General features: G+C 62.4%; 15 protein-coding genes. 4 read left to right on the top strand and 11 right to left on the bottom strand.

Features of this window, described 5'->3' with window-relative positions; all coding sequences use genetic code 11:
- Positions 1-65: 65 nt before the first annotated feature.
- The 5 genes from LGR44_RS01655 to LGR44_RS01635 form a co-directional block, all read right to left on the bottom strand.
- Positions 66-1031 carry a branched-chain amino acid ABC transporter permease gene (locus LGR44_RS01655; RefSeq protein ID WP_226736528.1) on the bottom strand — a complete coding sequence of 322 codons (966 nt, stop codon included), beginning with the start codon at positions 1029-1031 and terminating at the stop codon, positions 66-68.
- Positions 1032-1035: 4 nt separating this feature from the next.
- Positions 1036-1923: a branched-chain amino acid ABC transporter permease gene (locus LGR44_RS01650; RefSeq protein WP_226736526.1), complete on the bottom strand. Its 888-nt coding sequence runs from the start codon at positions 1921-1923 to the stop codon at positions 1036-1038.
- Positions 1924-1930: 7 nt separating this feature from the next.
- Positions 1931-2638, bottom strand: a complete 708-nt coding sequence (locus tag LGR44_RS01645; RefSeq protein WP_226736525.1) for an ABC transporter ATP-binding protein — start codon at positions 2636-2638, stop codon at positions 1931-1933.
- Positions 2631-3389 carry an ABC transporter ATP-binding protein gene (locus LGR44_RS01640; protein WP_226736523.1) on the bottom strand — a complete coding sequence of 253 codons (759 nt, stop codon included), beginning with the start codon at positions 3387-3389 and terminating at the stop codon, positions 2631-2633. Before LGR44_RS01640 ends, LGR44_RS01645 begins: the two co-directional genes overlap by 8 nt.
- A 134-nt stretch (positions 3390-3523) precedes the next feature.
- Positions 3524-4735, bottom strand: a complete 1212-nt coding sequence (locus LGR44_RS01635; RefSeq protein WP_226736521.1) for an ABC transporter substrate-binding protein — start codon at positions 4733-4735, stop codon at positions 3524-3526.
- Positions 4736-5065: 330 nt separating this feature from the next.
- On the opposite strand from LGR44_RS01635, the gene LGR44_RS01630 reads away from it, so the two are divergent.
- Positions 5066-6553, top strand: coding sequence for an NAD-dependent succinate-semialdehyde dehydrogenase (locus tag LGR44_RS01630; RefSeq protein ID WP_226736519.1), 1488 nt, complete (start codon positions 5066-5068; stop codon positions 6551-6553).
- Positions 6554-6619: 66 nt separating this feature from the next.
- On the opposite strand, the gene LGR44_RS01625 is transcribed toward LGR44_RS01630, so the two are convergent.
- Positions 6620-7462, bottom strand: coding sequence for an endonuclease/exonuclease/phosphatase family protein (locus LGR44_RS01625; RefSeq protein ID WP_226736517.1), 843 nt, complete (start codon positions 7460-7462; stop codon positions 6620-6622).
- 53 nt (positions 7463-7515) lie between these two features.
- On the bottom strand, positions 7516-8328 hold the full coding sequence (locus tag LGR44_RS01620) for an HAD family hydrolase (RefSeq protein WP_226736515.1): 813 nt from the start codon (positions 8326-8328) through the stop codon (positions 7516-7518).
- 223 nt (positions 8329-8551) lie between these two features.
- On the opposite strand from LGR44_RS01620, the gene LGR44_RS01615 reads away from it, so the two are divergent.
- The gene (locus LGR44_RS01615) at positions 8552-9595 is read left to right on the top strand and encodes an aldose epimerase family protein (RefSeq protein ID WP_226736513.1); all 1044 of its coding nucleotides are present in this window, start codon (positions 8552-8554) and stop codon (positions 9593-9595) included.
- A 34-nt stretch (positions 9596-9629) separates the two neighbouring features.
- The gene (locus LGR44_RS01610; protein ID WP_226736512.1) at positions 9630-10880 is read left to right on the top strand and encodes a glycerate kinase type-2 family protein; all 1251 of its coding nucleotides are present in this window, start codon (positions 9630-9632) and stop codon (positions 10878-10880) included.
- A gap of 34 nt (positions 10881-10914) precedes the next feature.
- Here the strand turns inward: LGR44_RS01610 and LGR44_RS01605 are convergent, their stop codons facing one another.
- The gene (locus LGR44_RS01605; protein ID WP_226736510.1) at positions 10915-11694 is read right to left on the bottom strand and encodes a sensor histidine kinase; all 780 of its coding nucleotides are present in this window, start codon (positions 11692-11694) and stop codon (positions 10915-10917) included.
- Between the two features lie 349 nt (positions 11695-12043).
- Between LGR44_RS01605 and LGR44_RS01600 the strand changes: the two genes are divergently transcribed.
- Complete coding sequence (locus tag LGR44_RS01600; RefSeq protein WP_226736508.1) at positions 12044-12223, top strand: CsbD family protein; 180 nt, start codon at positions 12044-12046, stop codon at positions 12221-12223.
- Between the two features lie 54 nt (positions 12224-12277).
- On the opposite strand, the gene LGR44_RS01595 is transcribed toward LGR44_RS01600, so the two are convergent.
- Genes LGR44_RS01595 through LGR44_RS01585 form a run of 3 tightly spaced genes read right to left on the bottom strand, consistent with a single transcriptional unit; the run spans position 12278 to position 14313 of the window.
- On the bottom strand, positions 12278-12499 hold the full coding sequence (locus LGR44_RS01595) for a sulfurtransferase TusA family protein (RefSeq protein WP_226736506.1): 222 nt from the start codon (positions 12497-12499) through the stop codon (positions 12278-12280).
- Between the two features lie 42 nt (positions 12500-12541).
- Positions 12542-13186: a molybdenum cofactor guanylyltransferase MobA gene (gene mobA, locus LGR44_RS01590; protein WP_226737087.1), complete on the bottom strand. Its 645-nt coding sequence runs from the start codon at positions 13184-13186 to the stop codon at positions 12542-12544.
- Positions 13186-14313 carry an Mrp/NBP35 family ATP-binding protein gene (locus LGR44_RS01585; RefSeq protein WP_226736504.1) on the bottom strand — a complete coding sequence of 376 codons (1128 nt, stop codon included), beginning with the start codon at positions 14311-14313 and terminating at the stop codon, positions 13186-13188. Before LGR44_RS01585 ends, mobA begins: the two co-directional genes overlap by 1 nt.
- Positions 14314-14345: the final 32 nt, after the last annotated feature.

Here is a 14345-nt window from a genome sequence, read left to right as displayed (position 1 = left end):
GCTAAGCTCAACAGCAGGCGGTCTTTGTGGAATGGCAGGCCCGCAACCGCTCATTCCCAGAGATTCTAACCTGTTTTACGTTTCATGAGGGCCATTATTTCGCCGACGATGCCCCGGCGGAAGACCAGAACGCAAACGACGAAGATGATGCCGATCAGGACCGTGACGGGAAAGTCCGATGCGGCAAGATAGTTCTGCAGGGCAATCACGAGACCTGCGCCCACGGCAGGCCCTATCAAGGTTCCGATTCCGCCGAGCAGCGTCATGAGGATGACCTCCCCCGACATCTGCCATTGGACATCGGTCAAGGTCGCGAACTGGAAGACAATGGCCTTTGTTGCACCTGCGAGCCCTGCCAGAGCGGCCGACATGACGAAGGCGCCGAGCTTGTAGCGGTCGACACGATAGCCGAGAGAAATAGCTCGTCTCTCGTTCTCCCGGATGGCCTGTAGAATGTTCCCGAAAGGCGAATGCACGATGCGCCAGATGGCAAAGAAGCCGAAGAGGAATACGGCCAAGGTAAAGTAATACATGGCCAGTGGCTGATTGAGATCGATGAGGCCGAGAAGGTGTCCGCGAGGAACGCCCTGGATGCCATCCTCACCATGGGTGAACGGTGCCTGCAGGCAGATGAAGGCAAACATCTGCCCGAGGGCGAGCGTGATCATCGCAAAGTAGATGCCCTGCCGGCGAATGGCCAGAAAGCCCACGATGAGGCCGAGAGCGGCAGCGCCTGCCGCGCCGAGCAGAATTCCGGCCAAAGGCTCCCAGCCCCAAACCTTGACGGCGTGAGCCGTGAAGTATGCGGCGCCGCCGAAGAAAGTCGCATGGCCGAACGACAGCAGACCGACATAGCCGATCAGCAGGTTGAACGCGCAGGCGAAGAGCGCGAAGCACAGCACGTTCATCATGAGGACGGGATAGACCGCGAACGGGGCGGCGACGAGGGCCGCAATGGCGACTGCCCCAAAGACCACGGATAAAGCCCGGGGCCGGGGCTGCTCGGCAAGATACTGTGTTCCGACAGCCATGATGTTACTCCTCTCGGCCGAAGAGGCCCGCCGGCCTGACGAGCAGAACGATGGCCATGATGACGAAGATCACGATGCTCGAAGCTTCAGGGTAGAAAACCTTCGTGAGGCCCTCGAGGACGCCCAGCACGTAGCCCGTCACGATGGCTCCGAGGATCGAGCCCATGCCGCCCACGACGACGACGGCGAAAACGATGATGATGAGATTCGAGCCCATGAGAGGACTCACCTGATAGATGGGAGCGGCAAGCACGCCTGCGAGAGCGGCAAGTCCAGCACCAAGTCCATAGGTCAAGGTCAGGAGCCGAGGCACGTTCACGCCGAATGCCTGGACCAGAGTCGCGTTCTCTGTCGCGGCCCGCAGGTAGGCGCCGAGACGAGTCTTCTCGATCAGAAGCCACGTGCCAATGCAAATCACCAGCGATGCGACCACCACCCAGCCGCGATAGATGGGCAGGAACATGAAGCCCAGATTGATGCCTCCTGAGAGTTGGGCGGGAGGTGCGTATGGCTTGCCTGCAGCCCCAAACCAGTAGCGGAACATGCCTTCGAAGATGAGGGCCAGCCCGAATGTCAAAAGCAACCCGTAGAGCGGGTCGATGCTGTAGAGCCGGCTCAACATGGTGCGCTCGATCACAACGGCGACCGCGCCGACGATCAGAGGTGCGAGAATCAGGGCCGGCCAGTAGCCGATGCCCGCATAGTTGAGAAGGAGATACGCGGCGAAGGCGCCGAGCATGTACTGGGCGCCGTGGGCGAAGTTGATGACACGCAGCAGACCGAAGATCACGGCCAGGCCAAGGCTTAAAAGAGCATAGAACGATCCGTTGATGAGACCGATCAGGATCTGCCCGTAAAGGGCAGGGGCGGGAATGCCGAAAATTGTGCTCATGCTTCGTTCACACCCCGAGGACTTCGTGGAGCTGATCCATGTTCGCGTCGAGTTGATGACCAGGGAAGGAGTTCACCATCCGCCCATCCTCCATGAGGTAGAACCGGTCGGCCACCTTGCGGGCGAAACGAAAGTTCTGCTCCACGAGCAAGATCGTCATGCCGCGTTCCTTCAACTCGACCAGTACATCGCCGATGCGCTGCACGATGACAGGGGCAAGGCCTTCCGTCGGCTCGTCGAGGAGCAGGACCCTCGCGCCTGTTCTCAGGATGCGGGCAATGGCCAGCATCTGCTGCTCTCCACCCGACAGCTTCGTGCCCTGGCTCGTGCGGCGCTCATAAAGATTGGGAAAGAGGCGGTATATCTCGTCGACGCTCATGCCGTTATCCGCCACCGCAGGAGGCAGCATGAGGTTCTCGGCAACGTTGAGACTGGCAAAAATGCCTCGCTCTTCGGGGACATAGCCGAGACCTGACTGCGCGACGCGGTGGAGCGGCAGATTGAGAAGATCCTGCCCCCGGAGCCGAATGACCCCCTCCCGCCGCCGTAGGATCCCCATGATCGCCCGCAGGGTCGTGGTCTTGCCTGCTCCATTGCGACCGAGCAGGGTCACCGTCTCGCCTTCGCGAATGTCGAGGTCGACCCCGTGCAGGACGTGGCTCTCGCCGTACCAGGCGTTAAGCCCGCGAACTTCCAGAAGAGGCGCCTCAGTCATGCTCGGTTCCCATGTAAGCTTCGCGCACACGCGGGTCCGCGCTGACCGTCTCGTAGGATCCGTCGGCAAGGATCTCGCCTCGCGCCAGAACCGTCACTCTGTCGCATAGATCGGCAACGACATTCAGATTGTGCTCGACCATGAGAACCGTCCGGTCCCGGGCGATGCGACGGATCAGATCGGAAATGCGGCCGATATCTTCATGCCCCATGCCGGCCATGGGCTCGTCGAGCAGCAACATGGCAGGGTCGAGAGCAAGTGTTGTTGCGATCTCGAGTGCACGCTTGCGTCCATAGGACAGCTCAACGGCAGGCAAATGGGCGTAATTCGCGAGGCCGACGGCGTCGATCAGGGCCATGGCTCGCTCGTCCAGGACCGACAGGGCTGAGGACGAGCGCCAGAACTGGGTTGCCAGATTGGACGGGCGCTGGAGGGCGATGCGGACGTTGTCGAGCACCGTCAGATGAGGAAACACCGCCGAGATCTGGAACGACCGGACAAGTCCGAGGCGGGCGACTTCCGCCGGCTTGAGGGGGGTGATGTCACTGCCGCGAAACGTGATTTGCCCTCGGGTCGGCGTCAGGAACTTGGTCAGCAGGTTGAAGACGGTCGTCTTGCCGGCTCCGTTCGGGCCGATAAGGGCGTGCACCGTCCCCTCGTTGACGGCGATGGTGACGTTGTTCACGGCGACAAAGCCGCGAAATTCCATGGTGAGGCCGGTGGCACTCAAAATTGGCTGGGTACTGACCATCGTACGGTCGATCATCTCGCGCAAGATATAGGCGACAGTGGATGAGAACGATGCGCCGGGCAGAAACCCTGCCGCGCGGTGCACCGTAAACGGACGGCGGGGACGGACATGCCGTCCCCGCCGTCTCGCAAGCCTTACTGAGTCAGCTGACAGCCGCTCTCAGCCGCCTTGATGAAGGCCTCGTCGCCGGGCACCTTGGCGAGCTGGGTGTACATGTCCCACTCGCTCTTGCTCTCTCCCGGCTTCTTCACCTGGAAGAGGTACATGTCGTAGACCATGCGGCCGTTGGGAAGAACCTTGCCGTTCTTGGCGAACACGTCCTCGACAGGCATCTCGTGCAGGGCTTTGGCGACCGGCTCCGTCGCATCCGTTCCGGCCTTCTGAATCGCCTTGAGGTACTGCAGCACGGCCGAATAGGTTCCGACATGGATCATGTTCGGCATGCGGCCGGTCTTTTCCATGAACCTCTTGCCGAACGCGCGGTTCTCGTCGCTCTGATCCCAGTACCATCCTTCGGTCAGGGTCAGGCCCTGGGCCGCCTGGAGGCCGAGTCCATGGACTTCCGCCAACGTGAAGAGGAGCGCCGCGAGGCGCTGACCGCTCTGCGTCAGGCCGAATTCAGCGGCCTGCTTGATCGCGTTCGACGTATCGAGGCCGGCATTGGCCATGCCAACCACGTTGGCGCCGGAACTCTGCGCCTGGAGCAGGAACGACGAGAAGTCGTTGGCGCTCAAAGGATGCCGCACGGCCCCGAGAACCTCGCCGCCCTTGGATTTCACGAACTTCGAGGTTTCGTTTTCGAGGGAGTAGCCGAAGGCGTAGTCGGCCGTCAGGAAGAACCATTTGTTGCCGCCATTTTCCACCAGCGCTCCGCCGGTGCCGACGGCCAGGGCGTGCGTATCATAGGCCCAGTGGAAGCCGTAGGGGGAACATTGCTTACCGGTCAGGTCGGTGGTTGCGGCACCGGTGACGATGTTGATTTTTTTCTTGTCCTTTGAGAGGCCCTGAACCGCGAGAGCCACGGACGAAGTCGTCAGCTCCATGATGGCGTCGACGTTCTCGGCGTCATACCATTGCCGCGCGATGCTGGCGGCCACGTCCGGCTTGTTCTGATGGTCGGCGCTGACGATCTCGATCGGAGCGCCCAGAACCTTTCCGCCGAAATCCTGCACCGCCATGCGCGCGGCCTCGACGGAGTACTTTCCTCCGAAATCGGCATAGACACCCGATTGATCGTTCAGGATGCCGATCTTGACGACGCCGTTGGATACCTGCTGCTGCGCATAGGCCGACGAAGCCAGTACGGTGCAGCTTAGGGCGAACAGAACCTTCTTGAGAACTTTCATTGCTTCCTTCCCTTTCACTCTTGGAAGGCTCATGCGTGCCGAGCCTTCTTGTTATGGCGGTATCGTGGAGCCACGATCGAAGATGGTCAAGGAAGATAGGCGACCTATCCCGCTGAGGAATAAGGCGGAGGTTCATCCTAAAGTCGCACGTCGGACCCGGTCCGAGCCTGCGGGGCGAGCCTGAGCCGGGTCATTCTGCGACCATGGGGCAGCCATTGCATTCAGATCAGCCCTGTTCGGTACTGTCCGGCGGTTCACACGGCTTGTTCAAAAGCTTATATGGCATCTCGCCATCCGCCCTTGCTGTGGGCCTCTTCGTGGAGCCACCCGATGACTGTTCATCAAAAACCCGTCGACCGTCGTGTTCTCGATCTGAAGGATCCCTCGCTTCTCGTAAGCAAAGCCTATGTAGCGGGCGAATGGATCGATGCGCCGGACGGCAAGACCATCCCGGTCACGGACCCCTTCGACGGAGCCCTGATCGCCGAGGTGCCCGATCTCGGCCCCGAGGCGGCCCGCCGTGCCATCGATAAGGCCCATGAGGTGCAGAAGGAATGGGCCGCCCGCACGGCCAAGGAGCGCAGCCAGGTTCTCAAGCGCTGGTACGATCTCATCATGGCCAATGCGGACGATCTGGCCCTCATTCTCACCACGGAGCAGGGCAAGCCGCTGGCCGAAGCCAAGGGCGAGGTGGTTTCCAATGCAGCCTATATCGAGTGGTTTGCCGAAGAGGCCAAACGTATCAACGGCGACATTATTCCTCAGGCGCGTGGCGATCAGCGCATCGTCGTCCTGAAGCAGCCCGTCGGCGTCTGCGCTGCGATCACGCCCTGGAACTTTCCTAACGGCATGATCACCCGCAAGGCTGGTCCCGCTCTGGCAGCCGGTTGCACCATGGTCCTCAAGCCGGCTGCACAGACACCGCTCTCGGCCTTCGCGCTCGCCGTCCTGGCGGAGCGGGCGGGGGTCCCGAAGGGAGCCTTTTCCGTCGTGACGGGCGACGCTCAGCCGATCGGCAAGGAATTCTGCCATAATCCGAAGGTCGCCAAGATCACATTCACGGGCTCGACCAATGTGGGCCGCTGGCTGATGAAGGAGGCCGGAGACAGCATCAAGCGCCTGTCGCTGGAACTCGGCGGAAATGCGCCGTTCATCGTCTTCGACGATGCCGATCTCGATGCGGCGGTCGAGGGGGCGATGATCTCGAAGTTCCGCAATGCGGGTCAGACCTGCGTCTGCGCCAACCGGATCTATGTGCAGGAGGGCGTGGCGGACGCCTTTGCCGAGAAGCTGGTCGCCAAGGCGAAGGAGTTGCGGCTGGGGCGCGGCACGGAGACCGGCGTGAGCATGGGCCCCCTCATCGACGATCGCGCCGTCGCCAAGATGGAGGAGCATGTGGCCGACGCCCTCGCCAAGGGCGGCAAGGTCATTGCCGGCGGCAAGCGGTCCGATCTCGGCAGCACGTTCTTCGAGCCGACCGTGATGACAGGCATCACCCAGTCCATGAAGGTGGCCAAGGAGGAGACCTTCGCACCCTTGGCGCCCATCATCCGCTTCAAGGATGAGGCGGACGTGATCGCCATGGCCAACGACACGGAATTCGGCCTCGCATCGTATTTCTATGCCAAGGACATGGCGCGGGTCTGGCGTGTCGCAGAGGCGTTGGAGAGCGGCATGGTCGGCGTCAACACGGGGCTCATCGCCAATGAGATGGCCCCCTTCGGCGGTGTGAAACAGTCCGGCTTGGGGCGTGAGGGCTCTAGATACGGGATCGAAGGGTTCCTCGAGCTCAAATACATCTGCCTGAGCGGCATTTGAGCCATGAAGGGTCCGGTGGATCGCTCCACCGGGCCCTTTCAATTCTGGGTGTAGGCGTCCCGATACTCACTCCGCCAGCGTCATCGCGATAGGCTGATGGTCCGAGGCCGTCGTTTCCACATCGACGCGGACATCGGCGATCTGATCGGCGATGTCCTCGGAAACGAAGATGAAGTCGCGGCAATGGGGTCCTTGAGGCCATTGCTGGGCGTCGCCCACGCCGGCCGTCGGGGCGTGCGGGACGTTCCCATGCCGTGCTGTCCAGGCATCCACGAAGGAAGAAATATCCGCTGCGATCGGCATCTGCATGCGGGCATAGAGATCGTCTTCCGGGACCAGATTGAAGTCGCCGCAGATGATCGCCCCGACGGGCGCCGCAAGCGTGCGGTAGGGGCCGCTTGAGGTGTCGCGGAACGACAACCGATCTCTCCGCGTGCTCTCGGCATGCAGCTCCCTCATCCGCTCCACTTGCACGGCCCGTTGGGCCGTGGAGTGGAACTCCAAATGGCATGTCGTGATCCGGACCGGGCCTGACTTAGCGGCAACGGTGACTTCCAGGGCCTGACGCTGCATGCTCCTGACCTCGTCCGCAGGCCACGGCAGCATGTGACTGGTGACCTGTAGCACCGGCAGGCACGAGAGGATCATATTGCCGAAGACCTGGGGAACGCCGTTCTTGTCGAACATCTCGACCGCAGGGCGGAAGACGGGAGTGTAGCCGGGAAGGAGGTCCGCCAAGATCCCGGGCTGGTCCTCGCCCCCGTCCTGAGATGGGAAGCCACGCGAGATCTCCTGAAAGCAGAACACATCCGCATCGCAGAGCGAGCGCGCCGTAGCGACGATCCGGCTCAGATCGACTTTGCCATCGCAGCCCAGGCCCCATTGAATATTCCAGGTCACGAGTTTCATCAGAATCTTCCTGCGATTGCGGATTCGATTTGTTTCGCACCTCCTGCAAGCATTCAGGCGGAGTCTTTCCGTTGCTTGGCCTGCAGCAGGAAGGCTGCGAGTTCGGCAAAGCCGTCGCCCGAATGTCCTTGCGTGATGTAGGCCGGCTTGTTCTTCAGCCGATGCGCGAAGGTGTGGACGTTGGCGACCCCAACACTCAGGGGAAAGGCTGCGAACATGGGCTCGTCGTTGGGCGAATCCCCTGCAAAGACCACGCTTTCCTGTGCCTCGTGCCAGCCGATGCCGAAAACCTCGGCCAAGAGAGTCTTTGCCATGCTGAGCTTGTCATAGGCCCCGAACCAACCGTTGACATGAATGGAACTGACCTTCGCCTGTGCCCCGGCTCTTTCGAAGATGGCGACGATCCTGTCCACTTCCGTTTCCGGCAGAGCCGGCACATCCTCACAGAAGTCGATGGCGAGATCGGCCACCCGATAGGCTTGGTCGCTGGCAAGGGCGGAGCCGGGAACCGTAGTGAGGACCTCCCGTTCAATCTCGCTCAACCGGACACGGTTCTGCTTCAGTTCCTGCGGCTGAGCCCAGAAGTGCTGGTGCATCTTCCTCCGGTGACGGTCGTATCTGAAATAGAACGCGCCGTTCTCGCCGACCACGGCATCCACCGGCCACATTCGGGCGATATGATCGCACCAGCCCGCCGGTCGTCCCGTCACGGGCACGACCGTGAAGCCTGCACGGTGCAGCGCCTCGAGCGCGCCGTAGGCGGAGGCCGTCAGCACTCCTTCCGTCGTGATCGTATCGTCGATATCCGTCAGGACGACACGGACGGCGCGCGCCTGCTCGAGCGGAAACTGCGAGAGGGGTTTCAACGCTCGGCCCCTTTGGATCCGGAGACGTGGCAGAAGGAGGGCAACTTGCGCATCGATAGGGCATCCTGAACGGGAATTCCGAGATCTGCCGCGAACCTAGAAGGCGGGTTTCGGCAGATCAAGCAGGGTTGTCGGGACCAAGTCGATTTTCTCCGGCCCTGGTGCTTATATGGTCAGGATCACGAGACGTTTCGGGTTTTCGGCAGCGTACAAGGACAGGGATATGGGGATTGAAAGGACGGTGTTCGGCGCCATCGAGGGGCGGCCTGTCGAGGCCTACCGGCTTGAGAGCGGTGTTCTGCGTGCGCGCGTCATCACCTACGGGGCAATCCTCAGCGAACTGCACGTTCCAGATCGTACCGGCCGCATGGACGATGTTGTGCTCGGCTATGATGATCTGCCGTCCTACCTCCAGTATCGCGGCTCCGCCGGTGCTATCTGCGGGCGCTACGCCAACAGGATCGCCCTGGGGCGGTTCCCGCTTGATGGGGAACTGTACTCGCTCTCCGTCAACGAAGCTCCCAATCACATCCACGGCGGGTTCCGAGGGTTCAATAAGCAGATCTGGACTGCGGAGCCTGACACGGAAGGCAATGCAATTCGCCTGACCTTGGACAGCCCGGACGGGGACGAGGGTTATCCCGGACGCGTGGCCGCATCCGTCACCTACCGCCTGACCGACGAGTCTGCCCTGGAGATCGTCCTGGAGGCGACCACCGACCGGCCGACGATCATCAACTTGGTCTACCATGGTTATTGGAATCTGGCAGGCCACAGCTCAGGCAGCATCCGCGATCAGCATCTCCTCATCGAGGCCGACCACTACACGCCAGTGGGTCCCGGCAAGATCCCGACCGGCGAGATTGCCCCCGTAGCCGGTACGGCGTTCGACTTCAGAAATGAAAGGCCGATCGGCCTGGCCATCGACGACACATCCCAGTTGCCCGAGGCCGGTTACGATCACAACTTCTGTCTCCGGGGGGAGAGCGGAAGACTTCGCCGTGCAGCGCGTGCCGTAGACCCGGGTACTGGGCGAGGATTGGAGATCTGGACGGATCGACCCGGCGTCCAGTTCTACACCGCCAATCACTTCGAGAAGGCGCCTGCTATCGGGAAGGGCGGGGCCGTCTACGGCAAGCATGCCGGGTTCGCGCTCGAGACGCAGGTCTATCCCAACTCTCCCAACGAGCCGCATTTTCCCAATGCCATCCTCAGGCCCGGCGAGACCTATCGGCATGTCATGCGCGTGCCGTTCTTCACGTCCTGATTTCCTCCCGATGAAAGCCCTGCAAAGGAACGCCATGCCGAACGAATCCGAGATCCTCCATGCGCTGTTCAAGGCGGCATTGAGCGCTGCGCTACCGGACGGGAAGTTCGACGGTCGGCTGCCGCCGAAGCCGAAGGGGCGAACCATCGTCGTCGGGGCAGGAAAGGCGTCCGCACGCATGGCTGCGGCCTTCGAGCAGGCCTGGACTCGCACGGGAGCAGGCTGCGAGGGATTGGTCGTCACGCGATACGGGCACGCGGTGCCGACCACCTCCACCGAGGTCGTCGAGGCCTCTCATCCGGTCCCGGACGAGGCGGGACTGAATGCTGCAGGACGCATTCTGCAGCTTGCCGAGAATGCCGGCCCCGAAGATCTCGTGGTCGCTCTCGTCTCTGGCGGGGCCTCGGCGCTCCTTTCTCTCCCGGCAGAGGGGGTGACGCTTGCCGACAAGCAGGCGCTGAACCGGGCGCTCCTGAAGTCGGGCGCCCCCATCGGCGAGATGAACCTGGTGCGCAAGTCCCTTTCGGCCATCAAGGGAGGGCGGCTTGCGGCAAGCGCCGGCAGGGCGCAACTCGTGACGTACCTGATCTCCGACGTACCGGGAGACGATCCGTCCAGCATCGGTTCGGGGCCGACCATTCCCGAGACAGTCGATCCCGAAGCGGCTCTTTCGATCCTGCGCAAATACGACATCGATGTACCGCCGCACATAGCCGCAGCCATCAAGGCCAATGCGGTGCATCGTCCTGCCGCAGGCGGCCCGGTGCACATGCTTGCCACGCCGAAGATGGCCCTGGACGCTGCAGCGGCGAAGGCGCGCGAATTCGGGCTCAATCCCCTTGTGCTCGGAGATGCCATAGAGGGGGAGGCGCGGGAGGTGGGGCGCGTGATGGCGGGCATCGCGCATTCCGTCCTGCAGCACGACGAGCCGATTGCTCGCCCCTGCGTTCTCCTCTCGGGCGGGGAGACGACGGTGACGGTCCGCGGCCAGGGGCGGGGCGGGCGCAACGCCGAGTTCCTGCTGGCCCTGGCGCTTGCGCTGAAGGGAGAAAGGAGCGTGTCAGCGATGGCATGCGATACGGATGGGATCGACGGATCGGAAGACAATGCCGGAGCGTGGTTCGACGCATCCCTCCTCCCGATTGCGCGGGAGAAAGGGATCGATCTGACATCCCTTCTTGCGGGCAATGATGCTTACACCGCGTTCGAACGGCTCGAGCGGCTTGTGGTGACGGGGCCGACGCTTACAAATGTGAACGATTTTCGCGCCATCCTCATTCGCTAGCAGGAGGGTTGCGGAGCGTCCTTCCGACTTTGCTTCATATGTCGGCGCCGAGATCAACGGGAGACCCGTCGGGGAGGATGAGAGCAACGGTCGTTCCTGCTCCCTCCTTGCTGTCGAGCCTCACGCTTCCCCCGTGCAGCTTGAGAATGTGCCAAACGAGACTCAGTCCCAGCCCTGTTCCGGGCATGTGCTTGACGTTCCGCCCCCGGAAAAAGGGCTGCATGAGGTAGGGGAGATCCCCTTCCGGAACGCCCATCCCCTGGTCGGTGACCTCAATCATGATGTTTCCGTCGCGCTTGCGGCTCCTGACGATGATCGGGCAGTCCACCGGCGAGTACTTCATGGCGTTCGACAGAATGATGGCGAGCGCCTGCTCCAGAAGGACCGGATCGCCGACGAAGACGTCGGGAAGGTCCTGAAGGTCGGTTTGAAAGGGTCTGCTCAGCTCCTGGTTGCGGTGCTCCTGACAGACCCGCCGCACGAGGTTCTCGAGGTTGAACAGGTTGAGACTGGGTGTCAGGGCCCCCGAATTGATCCGGGTATAGGACATGATCGTTTCGATCAATTCTTGGAGGCGCAGGCTTGCACGCCAGATCTTTTCCGACCGCTCCTGAACGTCCTCCGTGCTGAGGCGGTTGGCCCGCCTCATCAGGCCCTGGGCGAGCGTGGAGATTGTCGATAGCGGAGTCATGAGCTGGTGCGCGAGCAGGGACATACGGTCGAGATGCCGGGAGGGGTCCCGCCGAGCTTCGTTGCCGGGGGGCGTCTTGTTCGGTCGCGGGTGCTTCTCGGGGGGCGTCTTGGACTCGGGCAAGGGATCAGGGCTCAACGTTACATAAGGATATAACGTTTTTATGTCGCTCCCTCGGTTTGTGTAGAGCCTGCGAGACGACAGGTGCGGGAGGGCACGCGCCTGAGGTCGAGGAGCGAGAGGTGCCAGCCTCCCCAGCTTGTCTGTAGTGAGCGGAGCGCTGCCGGAAGCAGCGCTGGTCCTTATCTGTTGTAACTGTTGCGCTTTTTGGGTGCCGGCCAGGCGGAAAGGGATGTAATCGGCTCGCCTCGTGGGCGAAGTGGCGGGATTTTCTCTACCGATAGTTTTCCGAAACCCTTGCTCTTCTCAAACGTTCCCCTTCGGGTGCTTCGACTATTTGAGGAGAATGATGATGGATAACGATCGCGTCGAAGGCAGCATGAAGAACGTCAAGGGCAAGATGAAGGAAGGTCTCGGCAAGGCCACGGGCGATTCCAAGATGGAATCCGAGGGCAAGATGGATAAGGCCGAAGGCAAGATCCAGAACACCATCGGCGGCATCAAGGATTCCTTCCGCCAGAACAACGATTGATCCGGCGGATCAATCTGCGGACAGGCCCGGCTTCAGGCTGGGCCTTTTGCGTTCTCAGGCCTCCTTACGGATCAGGAAGACCAAGCTGGGGCCGTCCTGTCTCTGATCTTCGATAATGTCACCCGTCTCTCGGACAAGGTTGGGCAGATCGATGGACGACAGAGGATCCGTGGCCACGACGAGGAGCTTCTCGCCGGGCTGCAGTCCGCGGAGGGCCTTGCGGGTTCGCAGAACCGGGAGCGGACATTTCAGGCCTGAAAGATCGAGTTCTATCATGCGGATCCTCGGTGGCCGCTACGTAGACGGCGACGGGGCGTTCTAGCGGCTGTCCGCATCCCCGACAACTCGCTCTGCCTCTGCGAGATCGGCTGCAGTGTTGATGTTGAAGAATGGGTCGGCCGCTTCGATGTTCCACTCGGCACTGGCTGCACCATGCGTGTCCGCCCATTCTCGTATGCTCCGCAGCTTCCTGGCGACGAGGGCATCGCGGAGATCCTCCCGCAGGTCCACGGACCACAATCCGACAGCGTAGTGGGTGCGCGGTCCGGATGAGGCCCAGGCGATGGAGGTGCCGGCTGCGGCCCGCGCTTGGTGCAGGCGTGACACGAGGTCTTCCGGTATGAAGGGCGTGTCGCAGGGGACGCTTGCCACCCATTGAATTCCAGGCTTGGCGGTTGCCGCCCATTCGAGGGCGGCCAGGAGACCGGCAAGCGGGCCCGGATTGCCGGGGACCGGGTCCGGCACGACCGGCCGACCCAGTCTCTCGAAGCGTTCGGGATGACCGTTCGCATTGATGACGACCTCATCGCATTGGGGGCTGAGGCGTTCAAGTACATGGTTCAGGAGAGGGCGGCCCCGGAGCGGTTGAAGCGACTTGTCAGCGCCCTCCATTCGCCGTGCGAGGCCTCCGGCCAGGACGACACCGAGAGTCGGGGGATAGACCTGCGGCACGCCGTCCGCCATCACTCGATGACGATGCGGGGAGCGGGCCTCGCCGGGGCGCCGCCGGACAGCGCCGTCCAGATCTGTCCAGCCATGTCTTTGTAGATCCTGGCGTGCGGGCCTTTGGGATCGGTCGCGACCACGGGGCGTCCCGCATCGGACAATTCGCGGATCGACATGTTGAGCGGCACTTCGCCCAGGAAGGGTACGCCCAGACGCTCGGCCTCCGATCGCGCCCCTCCGTGGCCGAAGATGTGCGAACTCTGCCCGCAATGGGGGCACACGAAGGTGGCCATGTTCTCCACGATGCCGAGGATGGGGATCTCGACCCGCTTGAACATGGAAACGCCACGCCTGGCGTCGATCAGGGCCAGGTCCTGCGGGGTGGACACGATGACGGCTCCGGCAAGGGGCGTGGCCTGGGCCATGGTCAGTTGCGCATCCCCGGTGCCGGGGGGCATGTCTACCACGAGCACGTCCAGATCGCCCCAGGCGACCTCGCGCAGCATCTGCGTGATCGCCGACATTACCATGGGGCCGCGCCAGATCATGGCCGCCTCCTCGTCGACCAGGAAGCCGATCGACATCAGCTTGATGCCATAGGCTTCCATCGGTTCGAGGATGCGGCCCTCCAGGAGCTGCGGCTTTCCGTGAACGCCGAACAGCTTCGGCATGGAAGGGCCATAGATGTCCGCATCCAGAAGGCCCACCTTCAGCCCGAGCGACTTTAGTCCGAGAGCCAGATTGCAGGCGGTGGTGGACTTGCCCACGCCCCCTTTTCCAGAGGCGACGGCAATCACATGCTTGACGCCCGGGATGCGTTGCGTCCTGGGTTGGGCGGCCGCCTGAGGACGCCGGGGCGCCGCGGCGGAAGGAGTTCCCGCTCCAGCGCCGCCAGGGCGGTCCGCGGTAAGGCTGGCGAAGACGCCTTTCACCCCGGGAAGTCCCTGAACGGCGGCCTCCGCGGCCTGGCGCACCCGTTCCATGCCGGCCGCCTCGGACGGGTCGATCGCGATCGAGAACATGACGCGAGCCGCATCGTCGACCACGATGTCGGACAGGCGGCCGGAAGCCACCAGGCTCGTCCCGCCCGCATCGACAGGAATGGTCGAGAGCGCCTGAAGCACATGTTCACGGGTAATTGCCACGATGGAGTCTCCTGCACCGGATCTCGGGATGT

The organism is Microvirga lenta (assembly GCF_020532555.1).
GTDB classification, from domain to species: Bacteria; Pseudomonadota; Alphaproteobacteria; order Rhizobiales; family Beijerinckiaceae; genus Microvirga; species Microvirga lenta.
Note: the sequence above shows the minus strand (reverse complement) of the source record. Positions and strands in the feature narration are given on the sequence as shown.

Bases quoted from the DNA above. Each gene is read 5' to 3' on its own strand.
- LGR44_RS01655 (WP_226736528.1), bottom strand. From the start codon at position 1,031: ATGGCTGTCGGAACACAGTATCTTGCCGAGCAGCCCCGGCCCCGGGCT.
- LGR44_RS01650 (WP_226736526.1), bottom strand. From the start codon at position 1,923: ATGAGCACAATTTTCGGCATTCCCGCCCCTGCCCTTTACGGGCAGATC.
- LGR44_RS01645 (WP_226736525.1), bottom strand. From the start codon at position 2,638: ATGACTGAGGCGCCTCTTCTGGAAGTTCGCGGGCTTAACGCCTGGTAC.
- LGR44_RS01640 (WP_226736523.1), bottom strand. From the start codon at position 3,389: ATGGTCAGTACCCAGCCAATTTTGAGTGCCACCGGCCTCACCATGGAA.
- LGR44_RS01635 (WP_226736521.1), bottom strand. From the start codon at position 4,735: ATGAAAGTTCTCAAGAAGGTTCTGTTCGCCCTAAGCTGCACCGTACTG.
- LGR44_RS01630 (WP_226736519.1), top strand. From the start codon at position 5,066: ATGACTGTTCATCAAAAACCCGTCGACCGTCGTGTTCTCGATCTGAAG.
- LGR44_RS01625 (WP_226736517.1), bottom strand. From the start codon at position 7,462: ATGAAACTCGTGACCTGGAATATTCAATGGGGCCTGGGCTGCGATGGC.
- LGR44_RS01615 (WP_226736513.1), top strand. From the start codon at position 8,552: ATGGGGATTGAAAGGACGGTGTTCGGCGCCATCGAGGGGCGGCCTGTC.
- LGR44_RS01610 (WP_226736512.1), top strand. From the start codon at position 9,630: ATGCCGAACGAATCCGAGATCCTCCATGCGCTGTTCAAGGCGGCATTG.
- LGR44_RS01600 (WP_226736508.1), top strand. From the start codon at position 12,044: ATGGATAACGATCGCGTCGAAGGCAGCATGAAGAACGTCAAGGGCAAG.
- LGR44_RS01595 (WP_226736506.1), bottom strand. From the start codon at position 12,499: ATGATAGAACTCGATCTTTCAGGCCTGAAATGTCCGCTCCCGGTTCTG.
- mobA (WP_226737087.1), bottom strand. From the start codon at position 13,186: ATGGCGGACGGCGTGCCGCAGGTCTATCCCCCGACTCTCGGTGTCGTC.